This window comes from Xanthomonas sp. LMC-A-07, from assembly GCF_030208825.1.
GTDB classification, from domain to species: Bacteria; Pseudomonadota; Gammaproteobacteria; order Xanthomonadales; family Xanthomonadaceae; genus Xanthomonas; species Xanthomonas campestris.
Genome location: NZ_JARVTF010000001.1, coordinates 180682 through 203571, shown reverse-complemented (window position 1 = coordinate 203571; position 22890 = coordinate 180682). Strand labels below are relative to the sequence as shown.

24 protein-coding genes, 1 other RNA gene and 1 pseudogene are annotated in these 22890 nt (G+C 65.8%); 19 read left to right on the top strand and 7 right to left on the bottom strand.

From position 1 onward, the window contains the following. Positions 1–71 precede the first annotated feature (71 nt). The 5 genes from fabR (at position 72) to QRM89_RS00875 (ending at position 6233) form a co-directional block, all read left to right on the top strand. Positions 72–719 (top strand): HTH-type transcriptional repressor FabR, encoded by a 648-nt coding sequence (gene fabR, locus QRM89_RS00895; RefSeq protein WP_011038955.1) that lies wholly within the window; start codon positions 72–74, stop codon positions 717–719. Between the two features lie 376 nt (positions 720–1095). Beyond that, positions 1096–1755, top strand: coding sequence for a UdgX family uracil-DNA binding protein (locus tag QRM89_RS00890; RefSeq protein WP_285447073.1), 660 nt, complete (start codon positions 1096–1098; stop codon positions 1753–1755). 1080 nt (positions 1756–2835) lie between these two features. Continuing rightward, positions 2836–3957, top strand: coding sequence for a slipin family protein (locus QRM89_RS00885; RefSeq protein WP_285447072.1), 1122 nt, complete (start codon positions 2836–2838; stop codon positions 3955–3957). A 57-nt stretch (positions 3958–4014) separates the two neighbouring features. After that, on the top strand, positions 4015–5235 hold the full coding sequence (locus tag QRM89_RS00880) for an RtcB family protein (protein ID WP_285447071.1): 1221 nt from the start codon (positions 4015–4017) through the stop codon (positions 5233–5235). A gap of 200 nt (positions 5236–5435) precedes the next feature. Continuing rightward, entirely contained in the window at positions 5436–6233 is a 798-nt protein-coding gene (locus tag QRM89_RS00875) for a hypothetical protein (RefSeq protein WP_285447093.1), read from the top strand. 153 nt (positions 6234–6386) lie between these two features. Here QRM89_RS00875 and QRM89_RS00870 read toward each other — a convergent pair. The 4 genes from QRM89_RS00870 to QRM89_RS00855 all read right to left on the bottom strand — a co-directional run bounded on the left by QRM89_RS00870 (position 6387) and on the right by QRM89_RS00855 (position 8738). Beyond that, positions 6387–6461: non-coding RNA, sX9 sRNA (locus tag QRM89_RS00870), on the bottom strand. Between the two features lie 61 nt (positions 6462–6522). Beyond that, entirely contained in the window at positions 6523–7392 is an 870-nt protein-coding gene (locus tag QRM89_RS00865; RefSeq protein ID WP_116903408.1) for an alpha/beta fold hydrolase, read from the bottom strand. Next, on the bottom strand, positions 7392–8504 hold the full coding sequence (locus QRM89_RS00860; RefSeq protein ID WP_285447070.1) for a DUF3182 family protein: 1113 nt from the start codon (positions 8502–8504) through the stop codon (positions 7392–7394). Before QRM89_RS00860 ends, QRM89_RS00865 begins: the two co-directional genes overlap by 1 nt. 69 nt (positions 8505–8573) lie before the next feature. Next, a complete protein-coding gene (locus QRM89_RS00855) occupies positions 8574–8738 on the bottom strand; it encodes a hypothetical protein (RefSeq protein ID WP_014506264.1) in 165 nt (54 codons plus the stop codon). A 417-nt stretch (positions 8739–9155) separates the two neighbouring features. Here QRM89_RS00855 and QRM89_RS00850 point away from each other — a divergent pair, with 417 nt between their 5' ends. The 4 genes from QRM89_RS00850 (at position 9156) to QRM89_RS00835 (ending at position 11536) form a co-directional block, all read left to right on the top strand. Then, the gene (locus QRM89_RS00850) at positions 9156–9437 is read left to right on the top strand and encodes a hypothetical protein (RefSeq protein WP_014506262.1); all 282 of its coding nucleotides are present in this window, start codon (positions 9156–9158) and stop codon (positions 9435–9437) included. Between the two features lie 42 nt (positions 9438–9479). Next, a complete protein-coding gene (locus QRM89_RS00845; RefSeq protein WP_285447069.1) occupies positions 9480–9746 on the top strand; it encodes a hypothetical protein in 267 nt (88 codons plus the stop codon). A gap of 123 nt (positions 9747–9869) precedes the next feature. After that, on the top strand, positions 9870–10463 hold the full coding sequence (locus QRM89_RS00840; protein ID WP_042595621.1) for a DUF4142 domain-containing protein: 594 nt from the start codon (positions 9870–9872) through the stop codon (positions 10461–10463). A 182-nt stretch (positions 10464–10645) separates the two neighbouring features. Beyond that, on the top strand, positions 10646–11536 hold the full coding sequence (locus QRM89_RS00835; RefSeq protein WP_285447068.1) for a TIGR01777 family oxidoreductase: 891 nt from the start codon (positions 10646–10648) through the stop codon (positions 11534–11536). A gap of 48 nt (positions 11537–11584) precedes the next feature. Here QRM89_RS00835 and QRM89_RS00830 read toward each other — a convergent pair whose 3' ends face one another. Further along, on the bottom strand, positions 11585–12967 hold the full coding sequence (locus QRM89_RS00830) for an FAD-containing oxidoreductase (protein ID WP_285447067.1): 1383 nt from the start codon (positions 12965–12967) through the stop codon (positions 11585–11587). Further along, complete coding sequence (locus QRM89_RS00825; RefSeq protein WP_285447066.1) at positions 12964–13428, bottom strand: DUF4126 family protein; 465 nt, start codon at positions 13426–13428, stop codon at positions 12964–12966. The genes QRM89_RS00830 and QRM89_RS00825 overlap by 4 nt, the downstream gene beginning before the upstream one ends. 263 nt (positions 13429–13691) lie before the next feature. Between QRM89_RS00825 and QRM89_RS00820 the strand changes: the two genes are divergently transcribed. The 4 genes from QRM89_RS00820 to QRM89_RS00805 all read left to right on the top strand — a co-directional run bounded on the left by QRM89_RS00820 (position 13692) and on the right by QRM89_RS00805 (position 16680). Continuing rightward, positions 13692–14357 carry a response regulator transcription factor gene (locus tag QRM89_RS00820; RefSeq protein WP_050911917.1) on the top strand — a complete coding sequence of 222 codons (666 nt, stop codon included), beginning with the start codon at positions 13692–13694 and terminating at the stop codon, positions 14355–14357. Continuing rightward, positions 14354–15562 (top strand): ATP-binding protein, encoded by a 1209-nt coding sequence (locus QRM89_RS00815; protein WP_285447065.1) that lies wholly within the window; start codon positions 14354–14356, stop codon positions 15560–15562. Before QRM89_RS00820 ends, QRM89_RS00815 begins: the two co-directional genes overlap by 4 nt. Before the next feature lie 100 nt (positions 15563–15662). Next, on the top strand, positions 15663–15950 hold the full coding sequence (locus QRM89_RS00810) for a hypothetical protein (protein WP_115557357.1): 288 nt from the start codon (positions 15663–15665) through the stop codon (positions 15948–15950). Positions 15951–16017: 67 nt separating this feature from the next. Further along, entirely contained in the window at positions 16018–16680 is a 663-nt protein-coding gene (locus QRM89_RS00805; RefSeq protein ID WP_115007527.1) for a DUF3313 domain-containing protein, read from the top strand. 221 nt (positions 16681–16901) lie between these two features. Here QRM89_RS00805 and QRM89_RS00800 read toward each other — a convergent pair whose 3' ends face one another. Then, entirely contained in the window at positions 16902–17681 is a 780-nt protein-coding gene (locus tag QRM89_RS00800) for a hypothetical protein (RefSeq protein ID WP_040941995.1), read from the bottom strand. A gap of 244 nt (positions 17682–17925) precedes the next feature. Between QRM89_RS00800 and QRM89_RS00795 the strand changes: the two genes are divergently transcribed. The 6 genes and pseudogenes from QRM89_RS00795 to QRM89_RS00770 all read left to right on the top strand — a co-directional run bounded on the left by QRM89_RS00795 (position 17926) and on the right by QRM89_RS00770 (position 22838). Next, positions 17926–19362 carry a Do family serine endopeptidase gene (locus QRM89_RS00795; RefSeq protein WP_014506251.1) on the top strand — a complete coding sequence of 479 codons (1437 nt, stop codon included), beginning with the start codon at positions 17926–17928 and terminating at the stop codon, positions 19360–19362. Positions 19363–19477: 115 nt separating this feature from the next. Then, a complete protein-coding gene (locus tag QRM89_RS00790; protein WP_011038974.1) occupies positions 19478–19840 on the top strand; it encodes a hypothetical protein in 363 nt (120 codons plus the stop codon). 3 nt (positions 19841–19843) lie between these two features. Next, entirely contained in the window at positions 19844–20347 is a 504-nt protein-coding gene (locus tag QRM89_RS00785; protein WP_042595630.1) for a phage holin family protein, read from the top strand. Beyond that, positions 20344–20682: pseudogene (locus QRM89_RS00780) on the top strand (hypothetical protein); the annotation flags it as partial. The gene QRM89_RS00785 and the pseudogene QRM89_RS00780, both read left to right, overlap by 4 nt. Before the next feature lie 231 nt (positions 20683–20913). Further along, entirely contained in the window at positions 20914–22020 is a 1107-nt protein-coding gene (locus QRM89_RS00775) for an AI-2E family transporter (protein ID WP_011038977.1), read from the top strand. A gap of 86 nt (positions 22021–22106) precedes the next feature. Next, entirely contained in the window at positions 22107–22838 is a 732-nt protein-coding gene (locus QRM89_RS00770; protein ID WP_285447064.1) for an HAD family hydrolase, read from the top strand. The last annotated feature ends 52 nt before the right edge of the window (positions 22839–22890 follow it).

Below are 22890 nucleotides of genomic sequence, written 5' to 3'. Positions count from 1 at the left end.
GCACAGGCGTGTATACAGTTGTATATCGGCCAGAGGGGCTATGATTCAGGCCCACGCCCGGCTGCCGCCTCATGACCTCCATCGCCCTGCCATCCCACGACGCGCCGCCGTCACGCAAGCCGGCGATTTCACGCGAGGACCTGATCGCCGCGGCACTGTCGTTGATTGGCCCCCACCGCAGCCTGTCCACACTGAGCCTGCGCGAAGTGGCCCGTGAGGCCGGCATCGCGCCGAACAGCTTCTACCGCCAGTTCCGCGACATGGACGAGCTCGCCGTGGCGCTGATCGATCTGGCCGGGCGCTCGCTGCGCACCATCATCGGCCAGGCACGGCGGCGGGCCACCTCCACCGACCGCAGCGTGATCCGGGTGTCGGTGGAAACCTTCATGGAACAGCTGCGCGCCGACGACAAGTTGCTGCACGTGCTGCTGCGCGAGGGTGCGGTGGGCTCGGATGCCTTCAAGCAGGCGGTGGAACGCGAGCTCAGCTATTTCGAAGACGAGCTGCGCGTGGACCTGATCCGCCTGGCCGCTGCCGATGGCGCCACGCTGCATGCGCCGGCGCTGGTCTCCAAGGCGATCACCCGGCTGGTGTTTGCGATGGGCGCCACGGCGATGGACCTGCCACCGGAGAAAGATCCCGAGCTGGTCGAACAGATCTCGCAGATGCTGCGCATGATCCTCACCGGCGCCCGCACGCTGGGCTCGCACGGCCACTGAGTGTTGCGGGACGGCGGGTGGTTCCTTGTCGGCACGCTGGATTGCGTGCGCCATTGCCGCTGTGGTGCGGCACCGGTATCCCTGCGCGAATGCGTCTTTAGTCGCCTGCAAACCGTTGATGCGTACTGGTGCATGCATTAAAGCGGCACCGCGATGCGTTGCTCACAGTGCGACCAGCTGTCGCGATTGAGCTGCGTTGAGAGCGCCCTCAGCGCGTTTTTCGCGCGCCTGCCGAGGCCGCCGTTGCAGCAATGGCCGAACACGCACGCGCACCATCGCCACCCCGTGAGCATGCCCGCACACACCGCTGGGTGATTCACGGCGTCTCCGCGGGCCGCGCCCTAGCGTCGGCTACCCGCTTGCCTTGCCGCTGCCCATGCCTGCGCACCGCATCCCTTCTGCGCCCACCACTCCATTAGCCAAGCCGGTGGACACCGTGCCCAGCGGCACCTTGACCGCGCTGCGAGCGCAGGCACAGCACTGCCGTCGCTGCGATCTCTGGAAGCCGGCCACCCAGGTTGTATTTGGCGCCGGCCCTGCCCGCGCGCCGTTGATGATCATTAGTGAACAGCCCGGGGACCAGGAAGACCAGCAGGGCCGCCCGTTCGTGGGCCCGGCCGGCCAGTTGCTGGGCACGCTGATGGCCGACGTGGGCCTGGATCCGGCGATGGCCTACGTCACCAACACGGTCAAGCATTTCAAGTTCGTCCCGCGCGGCAAACGCCGGCTGCATCAGCGCGCCACCGCCGGCGAACAGGCCGCGTGCCGGCCATGGTTGGCCGCCGAACTGTTACGGATACGCCCACGCATTGTGCTGGCGCTGGGCGCGATGGCGGCGCAGACCCTGTTCGGCAACGCGTTTCGATTGACCACCGAACGCGGGCAATGGCGCGCGCTGGATGACCGCACCACTGCGCTGGCAAGCTGGCACCCGTCCGCCATCCTGCGCATGCGTGAGCCCGAGCGCACCGCCACGCACGCGCTGCTTCGTGAGGATCTGGCCCAGGTCGCGGCCGCACTGGATTACCTCCGATGATGCCCGGAGATAATCGGCCCGATTATTTTTTTTGCATAAAGTCCTTGCACAAGAAAAACAACGCGAGTAATGTTCGCGCCCTCGGCAGGTACGCCCTGCACTTTTTGGATTCCCGCGCAGATGACCATTCATCTCCCCAGCAAACAGGACCGACTGCAACGCGCCAACCGCGTTCCGCAGACGCGTGTCGCCGTGCTGGCAGCGCGGATGCACACCTTCGATTGATCTTCAGCCACAGGAGATCGGTCACCCGATCTCCGAGGCTTGCGAACGCCCTCGGATGCTGCATCCGGGGGCGTTTTCGTTATGCGTTCGCTCAACAGGTTGGTGCGGCTGATCGCCGAAGACACCCGGGCAGGGAACGCCCGGCAACACGGAAGTTGCAGTGCTGCGAGGCGCGCAAGTGCTGTGCCCAGGTGTCGGGCACGGGCGGCAGGCGATCATGCGTACACATGGATTATCGTTCCTAAAGAACGGTAATCAGAAACAATGCAGAAAGGTTTCCAGCGGTCTGGAGTTTATTCCAGCTGGTGTGCGCGGCGTGCCGTGGCATATACCGGAAACTCCGATGCAGTTTCTGACATCGGATGTCGGCTCCTGGTGGGAGCGGTGGCGTCAGCCATAGGGTCGGTTCGATTCCGGCACATCCACCACTGGATAGCTCAGTTGGGTAGAGCAGCGGAGTCACCTCCGTGAGTCGCGGGTTCGAATCCCGCTCCACCATGACCTTTCACGTCATGCACCACGGGACGCATGTCCCAACCCCAGGAAATGCCCTTGCCTGGTGTAAGCGCATAGCCGTGCGCGGCCACCAGACAGCGGCGCTGTCGCCGGGCCTGTGGCCTGACGCTGCCTTCCCTGCAGTGCGCCTGGCCGTGCGGTTCGCCGTGTTGGTCATGTGCGGTGCGGCGGCAGCGCCAGCCCACCATGCTCCGCCACCGCGCTGTCACGGGCGTTTCCTTCTCTTTCCGCTTGCGCCGCGTTGCGTCGGCAATGGCTTCGTCCCGGTTCCGATCCGGGGGACGAGGCGTGTGTGTGTGCCCGGATCGGATCACCAGAGCCAACCCAAGGAGACATGCCATGTTCTGGACCAAGAAGGTCGTGATCGGTGACGGCGAACGCGGCCTGGTGTATCGCGACCGGCGCTTTACGCGCCTGCTCATGCCCGGCGTCTATCGCCTGTTCGACCCGTTGCATCGCCTCACCATCACGCTGCATGCGGTGGGCAATGGCGCCCCGGTAGGGGCCGAGGCCGAGCGGCTGATCGAGGCGCTGGGCCCGCAGCTGGAGACGCACTGTGTGCTCGCCGACATCCGTGCGCATCAGGTCGGCCTGCTGCTGCGCAACGGCGTCCTCGACGGCGTACTGCCGCCGGGCTCGCGCACGCTGTACTGGCGTGGGGCCACCCCCCTGTCCGTGCAGGTGCTGCCGCTCAGCGATGGGCTGCAGGTGCCAACGGATGTGCAGCGCCGGCTGCGCCAGCTCGGCACGCTGTCGAAGGTAGCCAGCTGCGTTGAGGTGCCGGCCGATTCGGTCGGCCTGGTCTCGGTGGATGGCACGCTCGCACCACCGCTGCCACCCGGGGCGTATGCGTTCTGGAATTTCCAGAACACCGTGGTGACCGAAGTGATCGACCTGCGTGTGCAATCGGTCGAAGTCTCCGGCCAGGAGCTGCTGACCCGCGACAAGGTGTCGTTGCGGGTCAACCTGGCTGCCAGCATGCGCATCACCGATGCGGTGGCGATGCGCACCCGCGTGGCCAAGGCCGGCGATTTGCTGTATCGCGAACTGCAGTACGGGCTGCGCCGTGCGGTGGCCAGCAAGACGCTGGACGAGTTGCTGGGCGACAAGGCATCGCTGGACGCCGACATCGTGGCGCATGTGCGTAGCAGCGTGCACGGCTTCGGCATCGAGGTGCTGGGCGTGGGCGTCAAGGACGTGATCCTGCCCGGCGAGATGCGCGCCATCCTCAATGCCGTGGTGCAGGCAGAGAAGCAGGCGCAAGCCAATGTGATCCGCCGACGCGAAGAAGCCAATGCCACGCGTTCACTGCTCAACACTGCAAAGTTGATCGAGGAAAGCAGCGTGCTGATGCGGTTGAAGGAACTGGAGGCCTTGGAAAAGGTCACCGAAAAGATCGACACGCTCACCGTGTTCGGCGGCCTGGATGGCGTGCTGAAGCAGCTGGTGACGCTGCGCTGATGATCGCCGTGTGCGGTGGACGGATCCGCCGCGCACGGCCCCAAAGGAATGAGAACAATGAACACACACACCTATGAATTTCTGCATGCCGAAGGCACCTCCACGCCGATCAAGGGCTGGGTGCGCGGCGTGCCGCTGGAAGAACAGGCGCATGCACAGCTGCGCAACATCGCCGCCGTGCCCTTTGTTGGGCCGTGGGTGGCGGTGATGCCCGACGTGCACCTGGGCAAGGGTGCAACCGTGGGCTCGGTGATCCCGACCCGCGGCGCCATCATCCCGGCCGCGGTCGGAGTGGACATCGGCTGTGGCATGGCCGCAGTGCGCACCACGCTGCGTGCCAACGATTTGCCCGACAACCTGGCCCAGCTGCGCTCCAGCATCGAGCGCAGCGTGCCGGTGGGCAATGGCCGTGGTGGCGAACACCGTAATCTTCCGGACAGCATCGCCACGCGCATTGCACAGTCCGGGCTGGTGCCGCGCCTGGAAGCGATCAAGCAGACCCATCGGCGCATCCGTACCGACAAGCTGGAGTGCCAGATCGGCACGTTGGGCAGTGGCAATCACTTCATCGAAATCTGCCTGGACGAAACCGATGCGGTCTGGGTGATGCTGCACAGCGGCTCGCGCGGCACCGGCAACCTGATCGGCACCTATTTCATCGAGCGGGCGCGTGAGCAGCTGGCACACCGCGTGCTGGGCTTTCATTTGCCCGACAAGGACCTGGCCTTCTTCATGCAGGGCGAGCCGTTGTTCGATGAGTACGTGGAAGCGGTGTCGTGGGCGCAGGATTACGCCCGCGAAAACCGCGAGGCGATGATGGCGCGGGTATTGGCGGAAATGCGCCACCGCCTGCCGAAGTTCCAGCTGGAAAAGCTGGCGGTGAACTGTCACCACAACTACGTGCAGAAGGAAACGCACGGCGGTGAGGAACTGTTGATCACCCGCAAGGGCGCGGTCAGTGCGCGCACCGGCGAGTTGGGCATCATTCCCGGCAGCATGGGTACGCGTAGCTACATCGTGCGCGGGCTCGGCAACGCGGAGAGCTTCCACAGCTGCAGCCATGGTGCGGGCCGAGTCATGAGCCGGACCGCCGCGCGTCAGCAGATCACGCTGGCGCAGCACCGCGAAGCCACTGCGCACGTGGAATGCCGCAAGGATGCGGCGGTCATCGACGAATCGCCGGCGGCGTACAAGTCGATCGATGCCGTGATGGCCGCGCAGCAGGATCTGGTGGAAGTGCTGCACACGTTGCGCCAGGTGGTGTGCATCAAGGGATGAGCAAGGGCCGCGCAAGCGGCCCTTTTTCATTGCGCGCGCGAAGGCAGCGAACTCATCTGTGTCTGCGCGTGCACAGTTCAGTCATGTCGTGGCCGCACTCACATCCACGCACACACGTTTCACTCCTGCGACGCCATCGTGACGCCACATTCGCGGACCTGCAGTATCAGGACGCGTCCTTGAAGCAACCCGGAGGCGACATGACCAGCTACGACAAGCAGGAACGCAAGGCAGAAGCGCAAGATCTCAACCGCGACCCGATCTCCGGCACGCCCGGCTCCCATCCGGTGGGCGTGGGCGTGGGCGGCATTGCCGGTGGCGCGGCCGCAGGCGCGCTGGCGGGCACGGTGTTTGGCCCGCTGGGCACGCTGATCGGCGCCGCGGCAGGTGTGGTGGCTGGCGCTGCCGCAGGCAAAGGCGTCGCCGAACGGCTAGACCCAACGGTGGAAACCGAATATTGGCGCCAGGAGCATCGCAACCGCCCGTACTACAAGGAAGGCACCGACTACGATCGCGACTACGCCACCGTCTACGGATTCGGCCTGCAGGCGCGCGAAACCCGCCCCACCAGCACCTGGGAAGAGACCGAAGCCACGCTGGCAGGCGAATGGCCGCGCAACCGTGGTGAATCGCGCCTGGAGTGGGACGAAGCCCGCCTCGCCGCGCGTGATGCCTGGGACCGTGCGGATCGCACTCATACCGTGTACCGCGACAACGACACCCACTACCAGAGCCGCTTCGACAGCGCGGGCTACCGCGAAGCCGATTACTCCTACGATGACTATCGCCCTGCGTACCGCTATGGCATGCAGGCGCGCCAGCAGCATGCCGGCCGCCAATGGGATGACCATCTGGAGCGCGACCTGGGCGACGGCTGGGACCGCTTCAAGGCCGATTCGCGCCTGAGCTGGGAAAAAGCCAAGCATGCGGTGCGCGAGGCCTTCGACTCGGATCGTCACGACGGCTCGGTGCGCCGCACCGATGACACCCGTCTCTAAAGGAGCGCGCTACGTGCAGCGCAATGCGTTGCACGTGGATGGCTAACAACAACGGGCCCAATGGGCCCGTTGTTGTTTTCAAGTCTTGCGAGGCTGTCTTGCTGCGCGGCGACGTGCGTGTTTTGAACCGCCTCGGCAAGTGCAACTTAGAGCGGCTAACAAAACGTAGCGAGCAGTCGTCAGGTGGGTGCGGACAGCGCGGAGAAACCGGAATGTACGTGGGTACATGCCGATTCCGAGCACCGGCCGCGCCCGCCTGACGGCTGCGCAGTAGTTTTGATAGCTGCTCTTATCCCGACGTCTTTTCCACCGCACGAATATCGCCACGAAATTCGCGCGAGCCCTGCCCCGGCAACGACACCGCGTCGCCCTGCTGTTCCTTGAGTAACTGCTTGCGTGCGGCCACCACTTCCTTGGCCAATGCGATGCGACGCCCCACCACCATCTCGGTCAGCCAATCGATCAATGCACGGGTGTATTCCTGCTGATGCTCTTTCACGCTCAACGCATGATCGGCACCGGCAATGACACGCGAGGTCAGGGAGCGCGCATTGGTGAAGGCAGTTGCATAGTTGCGCATCACCGGATGCGGCACGATCACATCGTTCTCGGCCTCCACCAGCAACACGTCGCCCTTGTATTGCGCGCACGCGGCAAGCGCCAGATTGTCACCGGGCGCAAGCGCACGCCGGCGATAATCCATCAAGTCCGGGTCGGCATTCAGGCTCACTTTCGGCTGATCCCAATGCGCATCCTTGTAGAGCGCAGGCGAGCGCAGCGCCAGCCATTCCACCGGGCGCTCGCGCGTCAGCAATGCCGAGAGATAGCCCCCATAGCTCAGGCCCACCACCGCAATCGAATGCGCATCCACATACGGCAGGCTTGCCAGCTGATCGTAGGCGGCCTTGATATCGTCCAGGTTTTGCGCACGCGTCACGCTCTGGCGCATCGAGGCATAGCCTTCGTGGCCACGCAAATCGAAAGTCATGCAGATGCAGCCCAGGCCCACGGCTTCGCGCGCGCGCACCAGGCTGTGATGCTGGCTGCCACCCCACCCGTGCACGAACAACACACCCGGCATGCCGGTCGGCGTGAGCAAGGTGCCGCTGAGTTCATCCTGGCCAACGGGGATTTCGATACTGGATAGTTTGGCTTCCATCAGTCCGTAGACACCCTCCGGTATTTGACGCGCGGCCCGGGCCCGGGCCGCTGCGCGCGGTAGTAGATCTGTGCGTCGTCCGGCGCATCGCCCTCATACAGTTCATGCGTGGAGGCGGTCACCCACTGCAGCGCCGGGTCCTGCTGAAAACTGGCAATGGCAGCGAGCTCTGCCGGCGTGGCACCACCGACGCGCCAGGATTGCTCCAGCACACCACAGACCGGGCCGGCCTGCGCGTCCTGCCCACTCACGACATCGTAATTGCGACGCGAGATCTGCAACGCAGGATACGCGGCAGTGATGAATCGATCGTACATGCAGGCCTGCGCGACCACCTGTTTTTCAAGCGGGGGCAACGCGCTGGCGGCAAGCGCTTCGAGCGAGCCGCGGTAGACGCGCAAGCTGGAACCGCCATACACCTCTGCACCATTACCATCGCGCACGCTGCACTGGGTGCCGTAGTAGGCGATTTGGATGCCGCCGATGCACAGCTCGCCCACGCTATGGGTGTGCGGCTGCACAACATTGCGCTCCAGCACCGCACCATGGGTGGCGAGATACGCAGGCGGCAAGGCGTCCAGTGCGGCATCCAGCTGCGCGGCATCGTCGATCCGCCACTGGCCGTTGCCACCCACACCGGTAGGAAGTTTCAATCGCACGCCACCGCCTGCACGCAACGCCGCTGCTGCCTGCGTGGCATCTGCACGCGAGAACACCGTGTACCCCGGCAACGTGGCGGGCATCAAGGCCGTGGCCAGGGCTTGATTCCAACCGTCCGCACGCTGCGCCGCCTCTGTGATCAACGGATGGCCGATGACCTTGGTGGCCAGAAAGGCGTAAGGCACCACGCCGCCCAACACGTCACGCGTGTCCTGAATGCCCAGCGTGCGTGCTTGTGCAATGGTCAGGGTTTCGTCGGGGATATGCAGCGTGTGCGCTGCCGCGCCGCCATCGTGTTGAACGCGCTCATTGCTGTCGGCGTGCATGGTGCGCACGCCCAGCAGGCGCGCCACTTCTGCGCACACCCAGGCATGGGTGGCACGCTCGTGACCATCGTCAGGTACGTCGCGCAGCGTGTGCCCCAGCACCTGCCGGTAGTGCGTGTGTTGCATGGCGTTCCCCTCATGGCAGGTTGATGCACGCATCGCATGCCATGCCCGCTGTCTACCGCGCCGTGTCAGCTACTTCAGCAACAGGTAGAACCCGAACACGATCAGCAGGACAACGACCAGGCTGACCAACATGCGGCCGCCACGTAGCTCCAACAGTGCGTGCCACCAGACGCGTGCTTCGGGGGTGCCGCTTGCGTGATGCGGCTTTGAACTGCGGTTATTGCTGTCCTGCATCCTGAGTGCTCTCTCCATCGCTCCAAGCGTCCACCTTAACGATCAGACGTTACACAGGTGTGGAGCGGTTCAGAATCTTCCGTGAAATGGCGCAGTGCGCGCGCTATTTCGCGCAATCAATGCAGGCGACGCGACGCTGTTGCTCCACCGCGCAGTGCGCAGTTCATCGATGCGCCGTAACGTGGCTGCAATCGGCACTGAAACGCCGCAGTGCCTGGTGGATGGTGCGGCACATGTGCACGCAAGGTGTTCGCAGGTGAGTTGCGTTGGCACGCTGTGCAGGCGCGGCGCAAAAAGCTGACCAATTAAGCAAACCCTGGCAAACGCCGCGCTGAATTGTCGCGTTCGATGATCATTTGTTGACATACCTGCAGTTACTCTGCGCGTCAAGTTTGTTTAACCCGGAACATGCAAGTCATGAGCAGAGATCCCTCCGTCATCGATGTACAAGCCGAAATCGCGCATTGGCAGGCGCGGCATGCCCAAGGCAATCTCGGCGCCGGCAAGTTCAGCGAATTGTCGCCGGTTGTGAAGATGGCCTGCGACATCTATCTGCAGGCACCGCGTTCCAGCGACCAGGAACGTTTGAGGCTGTTTCGCGACCGTCTGGAACATCACTTCATTTCGTCAAGCACGCAGTCGAACTACGAACAGTTGGCCACTGACTGCTGGCAGCGTCTGGGCAATCGCACAAGTTGATCGCAATCGTTGAGCAAGACCTGTAATCCAATGGAGATCGTCATGAAAACCCCGTATCAAGTGCAGCAGGAGCTGGAACGACTGGAGCGGCTGGTGCCGCACATCATCAGCGACCAGGGCGACCGCGCGGAGGAGATCCTTGGCTTCCATGTGGCCAGTTTGTTGGGCAGCGCACCGGCGAGCGAACACGCGCTGATCCGTGAGCGCACCGCGCACATGGCGCGGATGTGCCGGACCGGGCAGGCTGCAGCACGTGCACCTGTACCACCTCTGGGCATGCAACCCGTCGCCCAGCCGCAGTGGGCCTGATCCATGCGACACCGGAGCCGCTCAGCGGCTCCTTTGCATTTAGAGCAGCTATCAAAACTACTGTGCAGCCGCTCTTATAGGCCCATCGACGGCCGCCGCCATTCCCCCGTTCCCAGGACTTTCATGAAACTCACGCTTATTGCTGCTTCCTTGTTGGCCGTGCTCTCCCTCAGTGCCTGTGATCGCCCCGGTGGCGACGCCTCGCGGACCGCGCCGGCGGTCTCGCCCGAACCCACCGCTGCTCCGGTGAGCGGCACTGGCGCAACCGAGTTGGCCAAGGGCGACGGCGGCGCGCTGGGCGTGCTTGCGGCGATCGACGAGAACGAAATCGCATTGGCCAAGCAGGCCATCGCACAGGATCTGGGCGGCGCCAACGACGAATTCGCCAAGCAGATGCTGCACGACCACGAGGCCAATCTGGAAAAGACCAAGGCCCTGGGCGCAACCGATTCGCCGCGCGCCGATGCGATGCGTGCCAAGGGCAAGGCCGCGGTGGACGCACTGGAAAAGACGCTCACCCTGCCGGACGGCAAGGACGCGTACCGCAACGCCTTCATGCGCACGATGGTCACCGACCACGCCGACACCATCAAGATCCTGGATGCGGAGCTGATCCCGGCCGCGGAGACCGACCCGGTCAAGGCGCACCTGGAAGAGACCCGCCGCGTGGTTTCGGCGCATTTCGAGCGGGCGCATTCGGTGTCTTCTTCGCGCTGACGCGCCAGGCGGTACCTGCATCACGACGCGCCGGCTTGTCCGGCGCGTTTGCGTTTCAGGCGTGCCGCGCTTCTAGTGCATCACGCAGCCGCAGTGACAAACACGCCCCCGCACGGCTTCACTCCACTCGCGCCCGCCATCGCCTATGGTGCGGCATCGATACGGCGCACTGGAGCCTGGCAATGCATCTGCTCATCACTGGCGGCACCGGTTTTATCGGCCAGGCACTGTGTCCGGCGCTGCTGGAGGCCGGCCATCAGGTCAGCGTGCTGACCCGCGACCCGCCACGTGCGGCGCACACACTCCCCGGCGTGACCACGGTCGCCACGCTCAGCAACAGCTTGCGCGCCGATGCAGTGATCAACCTGGCCGGCGAACCGCTGGCGGCCGGGCGCTGGACCGACGCGCGCAAGCAGCGCTTCCGTGCATCGCGGATCGGCACCACCGAGCAGCTACACACCTGGATCGCCCAGCAGCCGGCCGAACAACGCCCGCGCGTGCTGGTGTCCGGCTCGGCGGTGGGCTATTACGGCGAACGCGACGATGCCGTGCTGACCGAGGCCGATGGCCCCGGCGATGACTTTTCTGCAGCGCTCTGCCGCGACTGGGAAGCCGCGGCCATGGCGATTGCCGCGCTGGGCCCGCGCGTGAGCTGCGTGCGCACCGGCATTGTCCTGGACCGCGATGGCGGCGCGCTGGCGCGCATGCTGCCGGCGTTCCGGCTGGGTGGCGGCGGGCCGTTCGGCAATGGGCGGCACTGGATGAGCTGGATCCATCGCGCCGATATGGTGGGCCTGCTGCAATGGCTGCTGGAGCACGGCCAGGCCGGCGCCTACAACGCCACGGCACCGACGCCGGTGACCAACGCAGAATTCGCGCGCACGCTGGCAAGCACGCTGCACCGCCCCGCGCTGCTGGCGTTGCCGGCTGGCGTGTTGCGACTGGGCTTTGGCGAAATGGCCGATCTGCTGCTGGTCAGCCAGCGTGTGCTGCCGCAACGCGCGCTCGATGCGGGTTTTCAGTTCCAGTACGTGCGCCTGGACGCGGCCTTGCGCGCCATCCTGCAGCGCTGAGCGCGCGTACGCGGCCACACGCGGCACCCAGCAGTGCGCGTCGTCGCGTTACTGCGCAGGGGCCAGCGCGCGCGCCAGGGTCGGCCAGAGCTCGGAGACTGTTGGGTGGATCGGCACCGCCCATTCCAGGGTGTCGATCGGCTGGTCGGCGTTGATCAGGTCGATGATGCCGTGGATGGCTTCGTCGCCGTGCAGACCCAGAATTGCGGCGCCCAGCACGCGCCGGGTCTGCGCATCGGCCACCAGTTTCATCATGCCGATGGTTTCCCCGTTCTCGCGCGCACGCCCCACCTGCTGCATCGGGCGCTGCGCCACCAGCAAGGGCCGCCCGCTGGCACGCGCCTGGGTTTCGCTCATGCCCACCCGGCCCAATGGCGGGTCGGTGAACAGCGCATAGGCCGGCACCCGCTGGCTGAGCCGGCGCTCGGCACCGTCGAGCAGATTGGCGGCCAGGATCTCGTAATCGTTGTAGGCGGTGTGCGTGAACGCGCCGCGGCCGTTGCAGTCGCCCATCGCCCACACGCCGGGCACGTTGGTGGCCAGTTGCATGTCGACCTGCACATAGCCTTGCGCATCGGTGGCGATGCCGGCGGCCTCCAGCCCCAGGTCGTCGGTGTTGGGCTGCCGCCCGAGGGCCAGCAGCACGTGGCTGGCCACGATCTGCGGCGCACCCTGCGCGCACTCCAGTTGCACGGCCGCACCATCGGCATGCGCCGCGAAGGCGATGCAGCGCGCGTCGGTGCGCACCGCGATGCCCTCGTCTTGCAGCATCTGGGCGATGGCCCCGGAGATGTCGGCATCCTCGCGCCCGATCAGGTGCGCGTGCTGCTCCACCACCGTGACCTGCGCCCCCAGGCGGCGAAAGATCTGCGCAAATTCCAGGCCGATGTAGCTGCCGCCGATCACCACCAGATGCTGCGGCAACGTGCGCAGCTGCAGGATCGAGGTGTTGTTCAACGTATTGATCTGATCAAGCCCGGGCAGCTCCGGGGTGCGTGCGCGTCCGCCCACGTTGAGGAAGATGCGCGGTGCGGTGAGTTCTTGCGCGCCGACGCGCAGCCGATCCGGCGCGACAAACCGGGCATGGCCGCGGATCAACTGCACACCCGGCGTATGCGCCAGCCACTGCTCCACGCCGGTGCGCGCCGCATCGCTGATCGCGTGCGCACGCGCCATCACCTGCGGCAGGTCGACCTCCACCGGGCCGGCAATGCGCACGCCATAGTCCCCCGCGCGCCGGGCCAGGTGCGCCACGCGCGCGCTTGCCACCAGGGTCTTGGTCGGCATGCAGCCGGTATTGACGCAGGTGCCGCCCACCAGGTGCCGCTCGATCACCGCCACCCGCTGGCCACGTTCGGCCAGGCGCACCGCCAGCGACGGGCCGGCCTGGCCCGCGCCCACCACGATGGCGTCGTAGCGCGTGGCGGTCATGGCAGCAGCACCAGGGCCACACCGCCCAGCAGCAGCGCAATGCCGTCTTCGAGCAGCCCGGCGGGACGGTCGCGCCCCAGCCGCTGTGCCGCGGCGGCGCGTGCGGCAGCGCCGCCATAGGTGCCCAGCACCGCACCGACCACACCGGCCGCTGCGCCGAGCATCCACTGCCCGGCCTGCAGGCCAATTGCCCCACCGCACAGCGCACCGCTCAGCAGCCGGGTCAGGAACTGCACCGGCACCTTGCGGCTGGGCGTGTTGGGCAATTGATCGGTGATCAGCTCACCCAGCGCCAGCAACGAGACGACCCAGGGGGTGTAGCGCCAGCCCAGCCAGCCCAGCGGCGTCCCGGCCAGGTGCACGTGGCCCAGGGCCGCGGCCCAACTGAGCAGGGCGGGCGCCAGCATCGCGCGCAGCCCGGCCACCACACCCAGCAACAACGCAGCAGGGAGAAGGTCCATGCAACCACTCCTCGTGAAATCAGCGGGATGCCGCGTCGGTGCGAGCCAGGCTCGGACACGGCCGCGATCGCCGCGAGTATAGGCAGCCCAGGCGCGCCCTCTCGCGGATGAGCCCGTTACTGCGCACGTCGATACCACTGGCCGGGCCGCCTCTGGTCTGCTGCCCAGGTTGCCCGCGGTGGCGATGCACTAATATTTGCCTAACGACCACAACCGACAGTGCTGCGGAGATCGGACTGGCCCCAGTGCCCGGCGGACCCACCATGCACCTGCTCCTCGTTGAAGACGACACCATGCTTGCCGACGCCATCTGCGACGGCGTCCGCCAGCAGTCCTGGACCATCGACCATGTCGGCACCGCCGCTGCGGCCAGGACCGCGCTGGTGGAACACCACTACACCGCGGTGTTGCTGGACATCGGCCTGCCCGGCGATTCCGGGCTCACGGTGATCCGCTACATGCGGGGCCATTACGACCCCACCCCGGTGATCGCGCTGACCGCGCGCGGCCAGCTCACCGACCGCATCCGCGGCCTGGATGCCGGCGCAGACGACTACCTGGTCAAGCCGTTCCAGTTCGATGAACTGATGGCACGCGTGCGCGCCATCGCCCGGCGCAGCCAGGGCCGCGTGGTGCCGTTGCTCACCCAGGGCGAAGTGTCGGTGGACCCGAGCAGCCGCAAGGTCACCCGCAACGGCAAATGGGTGGCGCTAAGCGCGCACGAATACCGCCTGCTGCTGGCCTTGATGGAACGCGCCGGGCGCGTGGTCACCAAGGACCAGCTCGAAGAAGGCGTGTATGGCGGCCCGTCGGAAGGCGGCAGCAACATGATCGCGGTGTACGTGCACCAGCTGCGGCGCAAGCTCGGCGATGAGGTCATCAGCACCATCTATGGCCAGGGCTACATGATCGGCCAGGCGCCCGAATGAGATCCCTGCAGGCGCGCATGCTGGCGACGCTGGGGGCAATCGTGGTGCTGAGCTGGGCAGCCTCGATCTGGATCATCGTGGCGCTGATGTTCCATGGCAAGGACAGCGCGCTCGAACACGAACTCACCCATTTCGGTGCGCAGCTGCTGGCGGCGCTGCCGGACCCGATCGAACGCCAGATCGCCACTGTCGATGCAGCGCATCTACGTGCCAGGCGCAATGCCCGCGCCCACGACCAAGCTGCCGTCGATGCCGAATCACCCCGCGCCGAACTGGAACGCACGCTCACCGCGATCGTGCTCAATACCAGCCAGCTGGCGATCCTGGGCCTGCTGATGTGGCTGGCGGTGCGCACCTCGCTGCGCCCGCTGCGCGCCATCTCGCACGCCATCGCGCAACGCAAGGGCCTGGACATGGAGCCGCTGCCTTTGCAGCAGGTGCCCGACGAAATCCGCCCACTCGTGACATCGTTCAACACGCTGCTGGCACGCGTGGAAAAGGCCGTGCAAGCCGAACGCGATTTCGTTGCCGACGCCGCACACGAACTGCGCACACCGCTCTCCGCGCTGCATGCCTACGCCGAGGTCGCCCTGCGCGCCACCACGCTGGAAAGCAAGGACGCCGCGCTGCAACGCTTGCTGGAAACCGCACGTCGCAGCAATCGCCTGGCCGAACAACTGCTGGATCTGGCCCGGCTGGATGCCGGCATGAGCTCGGCGGCGTATCACCAGGTGGAAATGGCCGAACTCATCACGCATGTGCTGGACGAATTCAGCGTGCAGGCCGAGGCACGCCATATCAATCTGCAGGTGGAAGCCGCACCGTGCGTGCTGCGCTGCGACGTGGACGCGGTAGGCATCCTGATCCGCAACCTGGTCGACAACGCCATCCGCTACGGGCGCCTGCACGGCACGGTGGAAGTGAGTTGCGGGTATTGCCTGCGCGCAGATCAGCTGCACCCATTCGTGCAGGTCAGCGACGATGGCCCCGGCGTGCCGGAGGAGGCCCGCGCCGCGATTTTCGAGCGGTTTTACCGTGTTTCCGGCAACGCGGTGCAAGGCAGTGGCATCGGGTTGTCGCTGGTGGCCGGCATTGCGCGGCTGCACGAGGCGCGCATTGAAACCTGCGAAGGCGGCGACGGACGTGGCCTGTGCATCCGCGTGCTGTTCCCGGCCGGCACCACCAGCGGCCCCGCTGCGCGCTGAACACGCAAGCACGCACGGCGCCCTCGGCGCGCGCACCAATACCGTCCCAAACAGTGCTGCCTACAGTGCCTGGAACCGCTCGCATCCAGGATGCACGCCCATGTTCCACTCCATCCGTTCTACCCCGCCCGCTCCCGCTCCGCTGGTGCTGCACGTCCCCGCAGTTGCCGCCAACGATAGTGCGCCGGCCGCCACCACCGGTCTGCACCCGGCACCGCCGTATCGCTGCCCCCGCACCGGCATCTGCAATCGCGACATCTGGAGTGCGCTGCCGGACATCCGCAGCGCGCGCGATGCGCGTCGCCTGCAGCACCGCCACTGCGGGCTGCTGTGCCTGGCGGCCACTGGTGTGCTGGTGATGGCTGCCTGTCGCTTGCTGCTGCATTGAATCCGCGTGCCAGCCGCGCTGGTGCTGTTGATCCATTCGTTGTCTCCTTCCAATCAGGTACCCCTGTATGTCGAGCTCTCCTGTTGTTCGCTGGTGCGCAGTGGCATCGGTCGGCCTGCTGCTATGCAGCTGCGCCAGCACCCGGCCACTGCCGTATAGCCAGTTGCCCTCGTCCAGCTATCTGCGTCCGCATGACGGGAGCCGCGGCGACCGCATGCCCTACGCGTATCAAGGCGATGCCGACTGGAGCCGCTACCGCGCAGCGATCGTGGAGCCGGTCAGCATCTATCGCGGACCGGATGCGCAGTTCGAAGACGTACCCGAGCAGGACAAGCGCATGCTGGCCGAGTACATGCAACAGGAATTCAGCGGCGCCATCACCCAGCGCTGGCAACGCGCCACCACGCCCCTGGCCGACACCGTGCGCATCCGCATCACCCTCACCGGTGCCAAGCCCAACAAACGGGTGATCGGCACCATCATGAAAGTGGATATCGGTGGCGGCTCCTACAACGCGGTGCAGGCCGCACGCGGCAAGGAAGGTGCGTTTTCAGGCTCGGTCAGCTACGCGGTGGAAATCTTCGATGCGCAGAGCAATCGCCTGCTGGCCGCCTACGTCGAAAAGCAATATCCAAGCGCCTTGAACATCAAGGCCAGCCTGGGCGCATACGACGCCGCCAAGGCCGGCATCCGCAAAGGCGCCGACCAGTTTGTGCAAGGCCTGCAGTGAGTGATGCCGTGACTGCGCTGCGCTGCGCAGCGCGAGGCGGCTAACGTCGACGGCGGCCTGCGCAAATGCAGTGGCGTGCCGCATCCAAACGTAGCGCTTACCTAGGCTCCGCGGCCGATGTGCGCGCAGCGTCTTGCACACCGATCAATTGGTGCGCCGCTGTCACCGCCGCCACTGACAATGAAACAGGCCGGCGCTACTGCAGCGCCGGCCTGTGGTTTTCAGCGCGTGCCGCGCGGAAGGGCCTTCTTGACCGCGGCCTTGCGCGCAACGCTGTTCTTGGCGACCACGCGCTTGGCCGGCGATGCGCTGGCGGTGGCGGCTTTCTTCAGTGGCGCCTTTTTCACCGCCACCTGGCGGGTGGCGGTCTGCTTGGCCGCGGGCGCCTTCTTGGCGATCTTCTTGGCGATCGCCTTCTTCACCGCTACCGACTTCACCTGCGCCTTCTTGGCGGCCGAGCGGGTGCCGGCCGTGGCAACCGCCGCCTTGCGCGCGGCCTTGCTGGCAGCGGTCTTGGTGCTCAGTGCCGCCGCTTCGGCCTTGGCATTGGCCTTGGCGGTTTCCAGCTTCAACTTGGTAGTGGCCTTGGTGCTGGCGATCTTCTGCTTGGCCGCGGCCTTGGTAGTGGCGATTTTCTTCTTCGCCGTGGCGGTGGTGCCAGCGATCTTGCGCTTGGCCGTGGCCGCGGTGGTTTCGATCTTGTGCTTGGCTGCCGCCGTGCCGGTCTCGATCGACTGCCGGGTCTTGGCCACGCTGCGCTTCACCGCGCTGGCGGCGGCGCCGGCTTTCTTGACCACGCGTTTTTCGACCTTGACCACGGCCTTGCGCGCCTTGCTGACCCGCTGCTTGACCTGCGTCACCGCGCCATCGGCGGCGTCCTGCACGCTGGCGACCGCGTCACTGGTGGTGCTGGCGATGCTTTGCCCCAGTTCGGTGGCCGTACTTTTCACGCTGTCGACGGCGTCGGACAGGGTTGCCGTCACACCATTGCCATTGCTCATAAGCCCTCCTTCGGGGCGTCAGTGTGGAAACCCGGGGCGGTGCGCACAGGCACGCCGTATTGCTGAATGTGGGGCTGTCCGAGCGGACGCTACGCCGGGCTCAAGCGGCTGTCAACGCAATGCCCACAAGGCCTGCGCGCAACTTTCACCAGCGGTTAAATCGCGCACTGGCATCTTCGTTCAGCTTGATTTACGCAGTCAGACGCCCTATTCCTCTTCCACCGCGTAACCCGGAATCCGTTGCATGCGACCGCTGCCCACCCTGCTGTCCCTCTCGCTGGCCGCCGCGTTCGGCGGTTTCGCTGCCAGCGGCATCAATGCCTGGCTGGACAACCGCGCCGAAGCCGCGCCCACTGCCGGTGCGGCGTTCACGCTGCCCACCGCCGCCACGTTGCCGGCGGCGGTCGCCGGGCAGCCGGTGCCCTCACTGGCGCCCATGCTGCAGCAGGCCATGCCGGCGGTGGTGAGCGTCAACACCAAGCAGGTGGTGCGCGTACGCAACCCGTTCTTCAATGATCCGATCCTGCGCCGGTTGTTTCCGGAAATTCCGCAGGACCGCATCAACGAGTCGCTGGGCTCGGGGGTGATCATCGATGCGCAAAAAGGCTATGTGCTGACCAACCACCACGTCATCGAAAACGCCGACGACGTACAGGTGACGCTCGGCGACGGGCGCACGGTCAAGGCCGATTTCATTGGCTCCGATGCCGATACCGACATCGCGCTGATCCGCATCAAGGCCGACAACCTCACCGACATCAAACTGGCTGACAGCAACGCCTTGCGCGTCGGCGACTTTGTGGTGGCGATCGGTAACCCGTTCGGCTTCACCCAAACGGTCACTTCGGGCATCGTGTCGGCAGTGGGCCGCAGTGGCATCCGTGGGCTGGGCTACCAGAACTTCATCCAGACCGATGCGTCGATCAACCCCGGCAATTCCGGCGGTGCGCTGGTCAATCTGCAGGGCCAGTTGGTCGGCATCAATACCGCCAGCTTCAATCCGCAAGGCAGCATGGCCGGCAACATCGGCCTGGGCCTAGCGATCCCGTCCAACCTGGCGCGCAACGTGGTCGAGCAATTGGTGACCAAGGGCGTGGTGGTGCGCGGCACGCTTGGCCTGGAAACCCAGAACCTCACCCAGCAGATGCTGCAAGGCCTGGGCGTGGATTCGCTGCGCGGTGCGCTGGTGACGCGCGTGCTGCCGGGTTCGGCGGCGGCAGCGGCTGGCGTGCAGCCCGGTGATGTGATCGTGGCAGCCAACGATCAACGCGTGGACAGCGCGCAGGCGCTGCACAACTACGAAGGCCTGCAGGCAGTAGGCAGTGCGGTCACGCTGGACATCCGCCGCGACGGCAAGCCGCTCAAGCTCAAGGCCACCTTGAAGGAACAGGACCGCGCAGTCACCGGCGACATGCTCGACCCGCGCCTGGGCGGCGCCACCTTCGTGGACCTGCCCGAATCGCTGCGTCAGTCCGGTGTCACCGGGGTCATGGTGAGCGAGGTCAAACGCGGCGGGCGCGCGGCTGCCAACGGGTTGGTGAGCGGCGATGTGATCGTGGCCAGCAGCGTGGGCGAGTTCGCCGACCTGGCCAGCTGGCGGGCCAATTTCCAGCGCAAGCCGCAACAGTTGGTGCTACGCATCCTGCGCGGAAACGCCCAGTACGACGCGCTCATGCGTTGATCCGGCGTGCACTGGCGAGCGCCTGCCCTAACACCCCCTACACCCTGCCGATGCTATTGCTACCGCACGACCGCACGCTTTCGCGGCTGCCCTCAACGACCGTAGGAGATATCGCATGAGCCCCACCAATACCGAACAGCTGAAGGACAACCTGAGCGAAGCCGGCACCCATTTGAAGTCCGCCGCCAGCGCAGCAGGTGAAGCGGTCAAGGGTGCCACCAGCGCCGCGGGCGATGAGCTCAAGCTGGGCCGTGCCAACGTCAAGGCCGAACTGTCCGACACCGCGCTTGCGGGCATGGCCGCTGCCGAGTTCGGTGGTGCCGCTGCCAAGGAACAGATGGACGTGCTGGTCAGCAAGGGTAACGACCTGCTCGACAGCGCCACCGATCTGATCCGCGAGCGTCCGCTGGCCGCCTTTGGTGTGGCATTTGCTGCTGGCTGGATCATCGCCAAGCTGGCCCGTAGCAACGACAACTAAGTCGTGAGCGATCAGGCCTCTACTGCTGGCGGCCCGGACGCGCACGACGCACGTCCGGAAACGCCAGGATTGGACGAAAGCGTACGTCAGGTCGGTGCTGCCGGCCGGGCGACGCTGGGATCGGCCAGAGACACCAGCCGTGCCTTGCGCCGGCTGGTGTCGGCCGACCTGCAACTGGCACGCAGCGCCTTTGGCCGCGGCCTGGCCTGGGCATGTGTGGCGGTGGTGTTTGGCGCCTCGTCCTGGTTGCTGCTGGCCGGTGCCATCATCGCGCTGCTGCAACGTGCAGGGTTGTCCTGGTTCCAGGCGATGTTCTTTACCGCGCTGGCCAGCCTGCTGGTCACCGGCCTCGCCGCATGGCGGGTGTTCTTCTACTTCGACCACACCGGCATGAATGCCACGCGCCGACAACTGGTGCGCCTGGGCATCTTCGATGACGGCAATGACGATGAGACCAGCCCGGCCTCGCCGGCAGCGCCATCGTCCACAACCGGAGGCCGCCCATGAAATTCGGCGCCATGCGTCATCGCGTTGAACGCGCCGAACTGCTGGTCGAGGGCCGCAGTGACGAAACCCGCCAGCATTGGGCGGAGCTGCGTCAGGCATGGACCAGTGGCTGGTCACCGGTGCGGATTCTGGTCGCCGGTTTCGGGCTGGGCTTTGTCGTCGGCCGCAACGAACCGCAGGCCGCGCTGGGCAGCATTGCCAGCAAGTTGGGCGGCATCCCCAAGATTCTGCAGATGATCAGCACCATCTCGGCGCTGTTTACTGCGCACCGCGCGCAGGAAGCCTCCGAGCAGGCCGAGCGCGCTGCCGACAACGCCGAAGAAGTTGCCGCCGACAACAGCGCAGGTGCTGCCATGGGCCCGGTGCCTGTAGACGAACGCACGCTGGCCACGGCCACTGTGGCGCCGGCCCAGGCGACCTACCCGCGTGGCGCACCGCGTGCGGCCGAGGCCGCTACCGAGCTCTCCGAGCATTGAATTCCCGCGCACAGTTCTGTGCGCGGCGTTGACACGTTCTGCTGATAATGGCCCACCGCCGGCACCTCGCCGGCTGCTGCCAGGGCGCGCATGAACTTCCCCGTTGACTCACTGGATGCCGCCGAACCGGCAGACTCGCTTCCGCCACCACCGGCGCCACGCCCGCGTGCACCCGCCTCGTTGGTGGTGTTGGCCACGCTGGCAGTGGGCTACACGCTCTGGGCCGCGCAAACGATCATCCTGCCGGTGATGCTGGCGGCGTTTTTCGCGCTGATCGGCAACCCCATCCTGCGCGGTCTGCGCAAGCTGTACATCCCGCGCTTTCTCGGCGCCTTGATGATCCTGTGCCTGGGCCTGGCCGGCACCGTGGCACTGGCTGCGCAATTGGCGGGCCCGGCGGCCGAATGGGTGCAGCAGGCACCGCGGCAGATGCGCCAGATCGCCCGCGATGTGCGCGACTTCACCAAGCCGGTGCAGCAGGCCAATCAGGCGGCGGAAAATTTTGCCCGCGCCGCCGGCGGTGAAGGCGCACGCGGCATCCAGATCGTGCGCACGCAGCTGGATGACCCGTACAAATCACTGACCCGCACACCCAAGCTCGCCGCCTCGGTGCTGGCGGTGGTGCTGCTGACGTTCTTCTTCATGGTGTATGGCGAGAGCCTGCAACGGCATGCGATTGCCTTGCTGCCCAATCGTCAGCAGCAACGCTTCACCACCGAAATCATGCTGGATATCGAGCGCGAGGTCTCGCGTTACGTGCTCACCATCAGCGTGATCAATATGCTGGTGGGCCTGGTATTTGCCGGCATCCTGTACGTGCTCAAGATTCCGCTGCCCGAAGCGCTGCTGTGGGGCACCGTGGTGGCGCTGCTGAATTTCGCGCCGTACGTGGGCCCGCTGATCGGCGTGATGCTGATGTTGCTGATGGGCTTTGTGGAATTCCGCACCACGTTGTCTTCGCTGCTGCCGGCCATCCTGTATCTGGCGCTGCACACCATCGAAGGCCAGGTGGTTACCCCGATCGTGCTGGGCCGGCGCATGGCGATCTCGCCACTGATGTTGATCCTGGCGTTGATGCTGTTTGGCTGGCTGTGGGGCATGGTCGGCCTGCTGCTGGCGGTGCCGCTGCTGGTCTGCATCAAGATGGTGCTCAGCCGGGTGGAAGGCATGCAGCGCTGGGCGCGGTTGTTGGAGTAGCCGGGAATCGGGAATCGCAAGAGCAGTGGCTGCGCTCTACCCATTCTCGATTCCCGACTCCCCATTCCCGGCATTACAATCTCGCGATGAGTTTCCAAATCAGCGCCATCACCATCGACCTCGACGACACGTTGTGGCCCTTCGCTCCGATCGGTGCGCGCATCGATCAGGTGTTGTACGACTGGATGTGCGAGCACAGCCCGGTCACCGCAGCGCGGTTCCCGGTGGAGGCGATGCGTGAGTTGCGTGAGCGCAGCTTTGCCGACAACCCGCATCTGCATCACGACCTGAGCGCGCTGCGCAGGCTCACCCTGGAGATGGCCTTGCGCGACAGCGGCGGCGATCTGGCGCTGCTGGAGCCGGCCTATGACGTGTTCTATGCCGCGCGCAATCAGGTGGAATGCTATCCGGATGCGCTCGATGCCTTGGCACGCATCGCCGCGCACGTGCCGGTGGCTGCGCTGAGCAATGGCAATGCCGATCTGGAACGCATCGGCCTGATGCACCATTTCGCCTTCCAGCTTGGCTCGCGCGAACACGGCAGCGCAAAACCCGACCCGAGCATCTTCCTGGCCGCATGCGCGCGCCTGCAGGCGCCGCCCGCGCAGGTGCTGCATGTGGGCGACCATGTGCGCATGGATGTGCTGGGCGCGCTCGATGCCGGCCTGCGCGCGTGCTGGATCAACCGCGAGCAGGCGCAGTGGTCGCACTCCACCCAGCAGCCGGACCTGGAGTTCGACAGCCTGACCGGGCTGGCCGATTGGCTGGACGTGCACCACACACCGGCGGCGCACGCTGGCGTGTGCGTGCCCGGCTAAACCCGGCGCCTTCTTTCCGCAGCTTTTGCGCGGCATGCCGCGCCGCATTCGA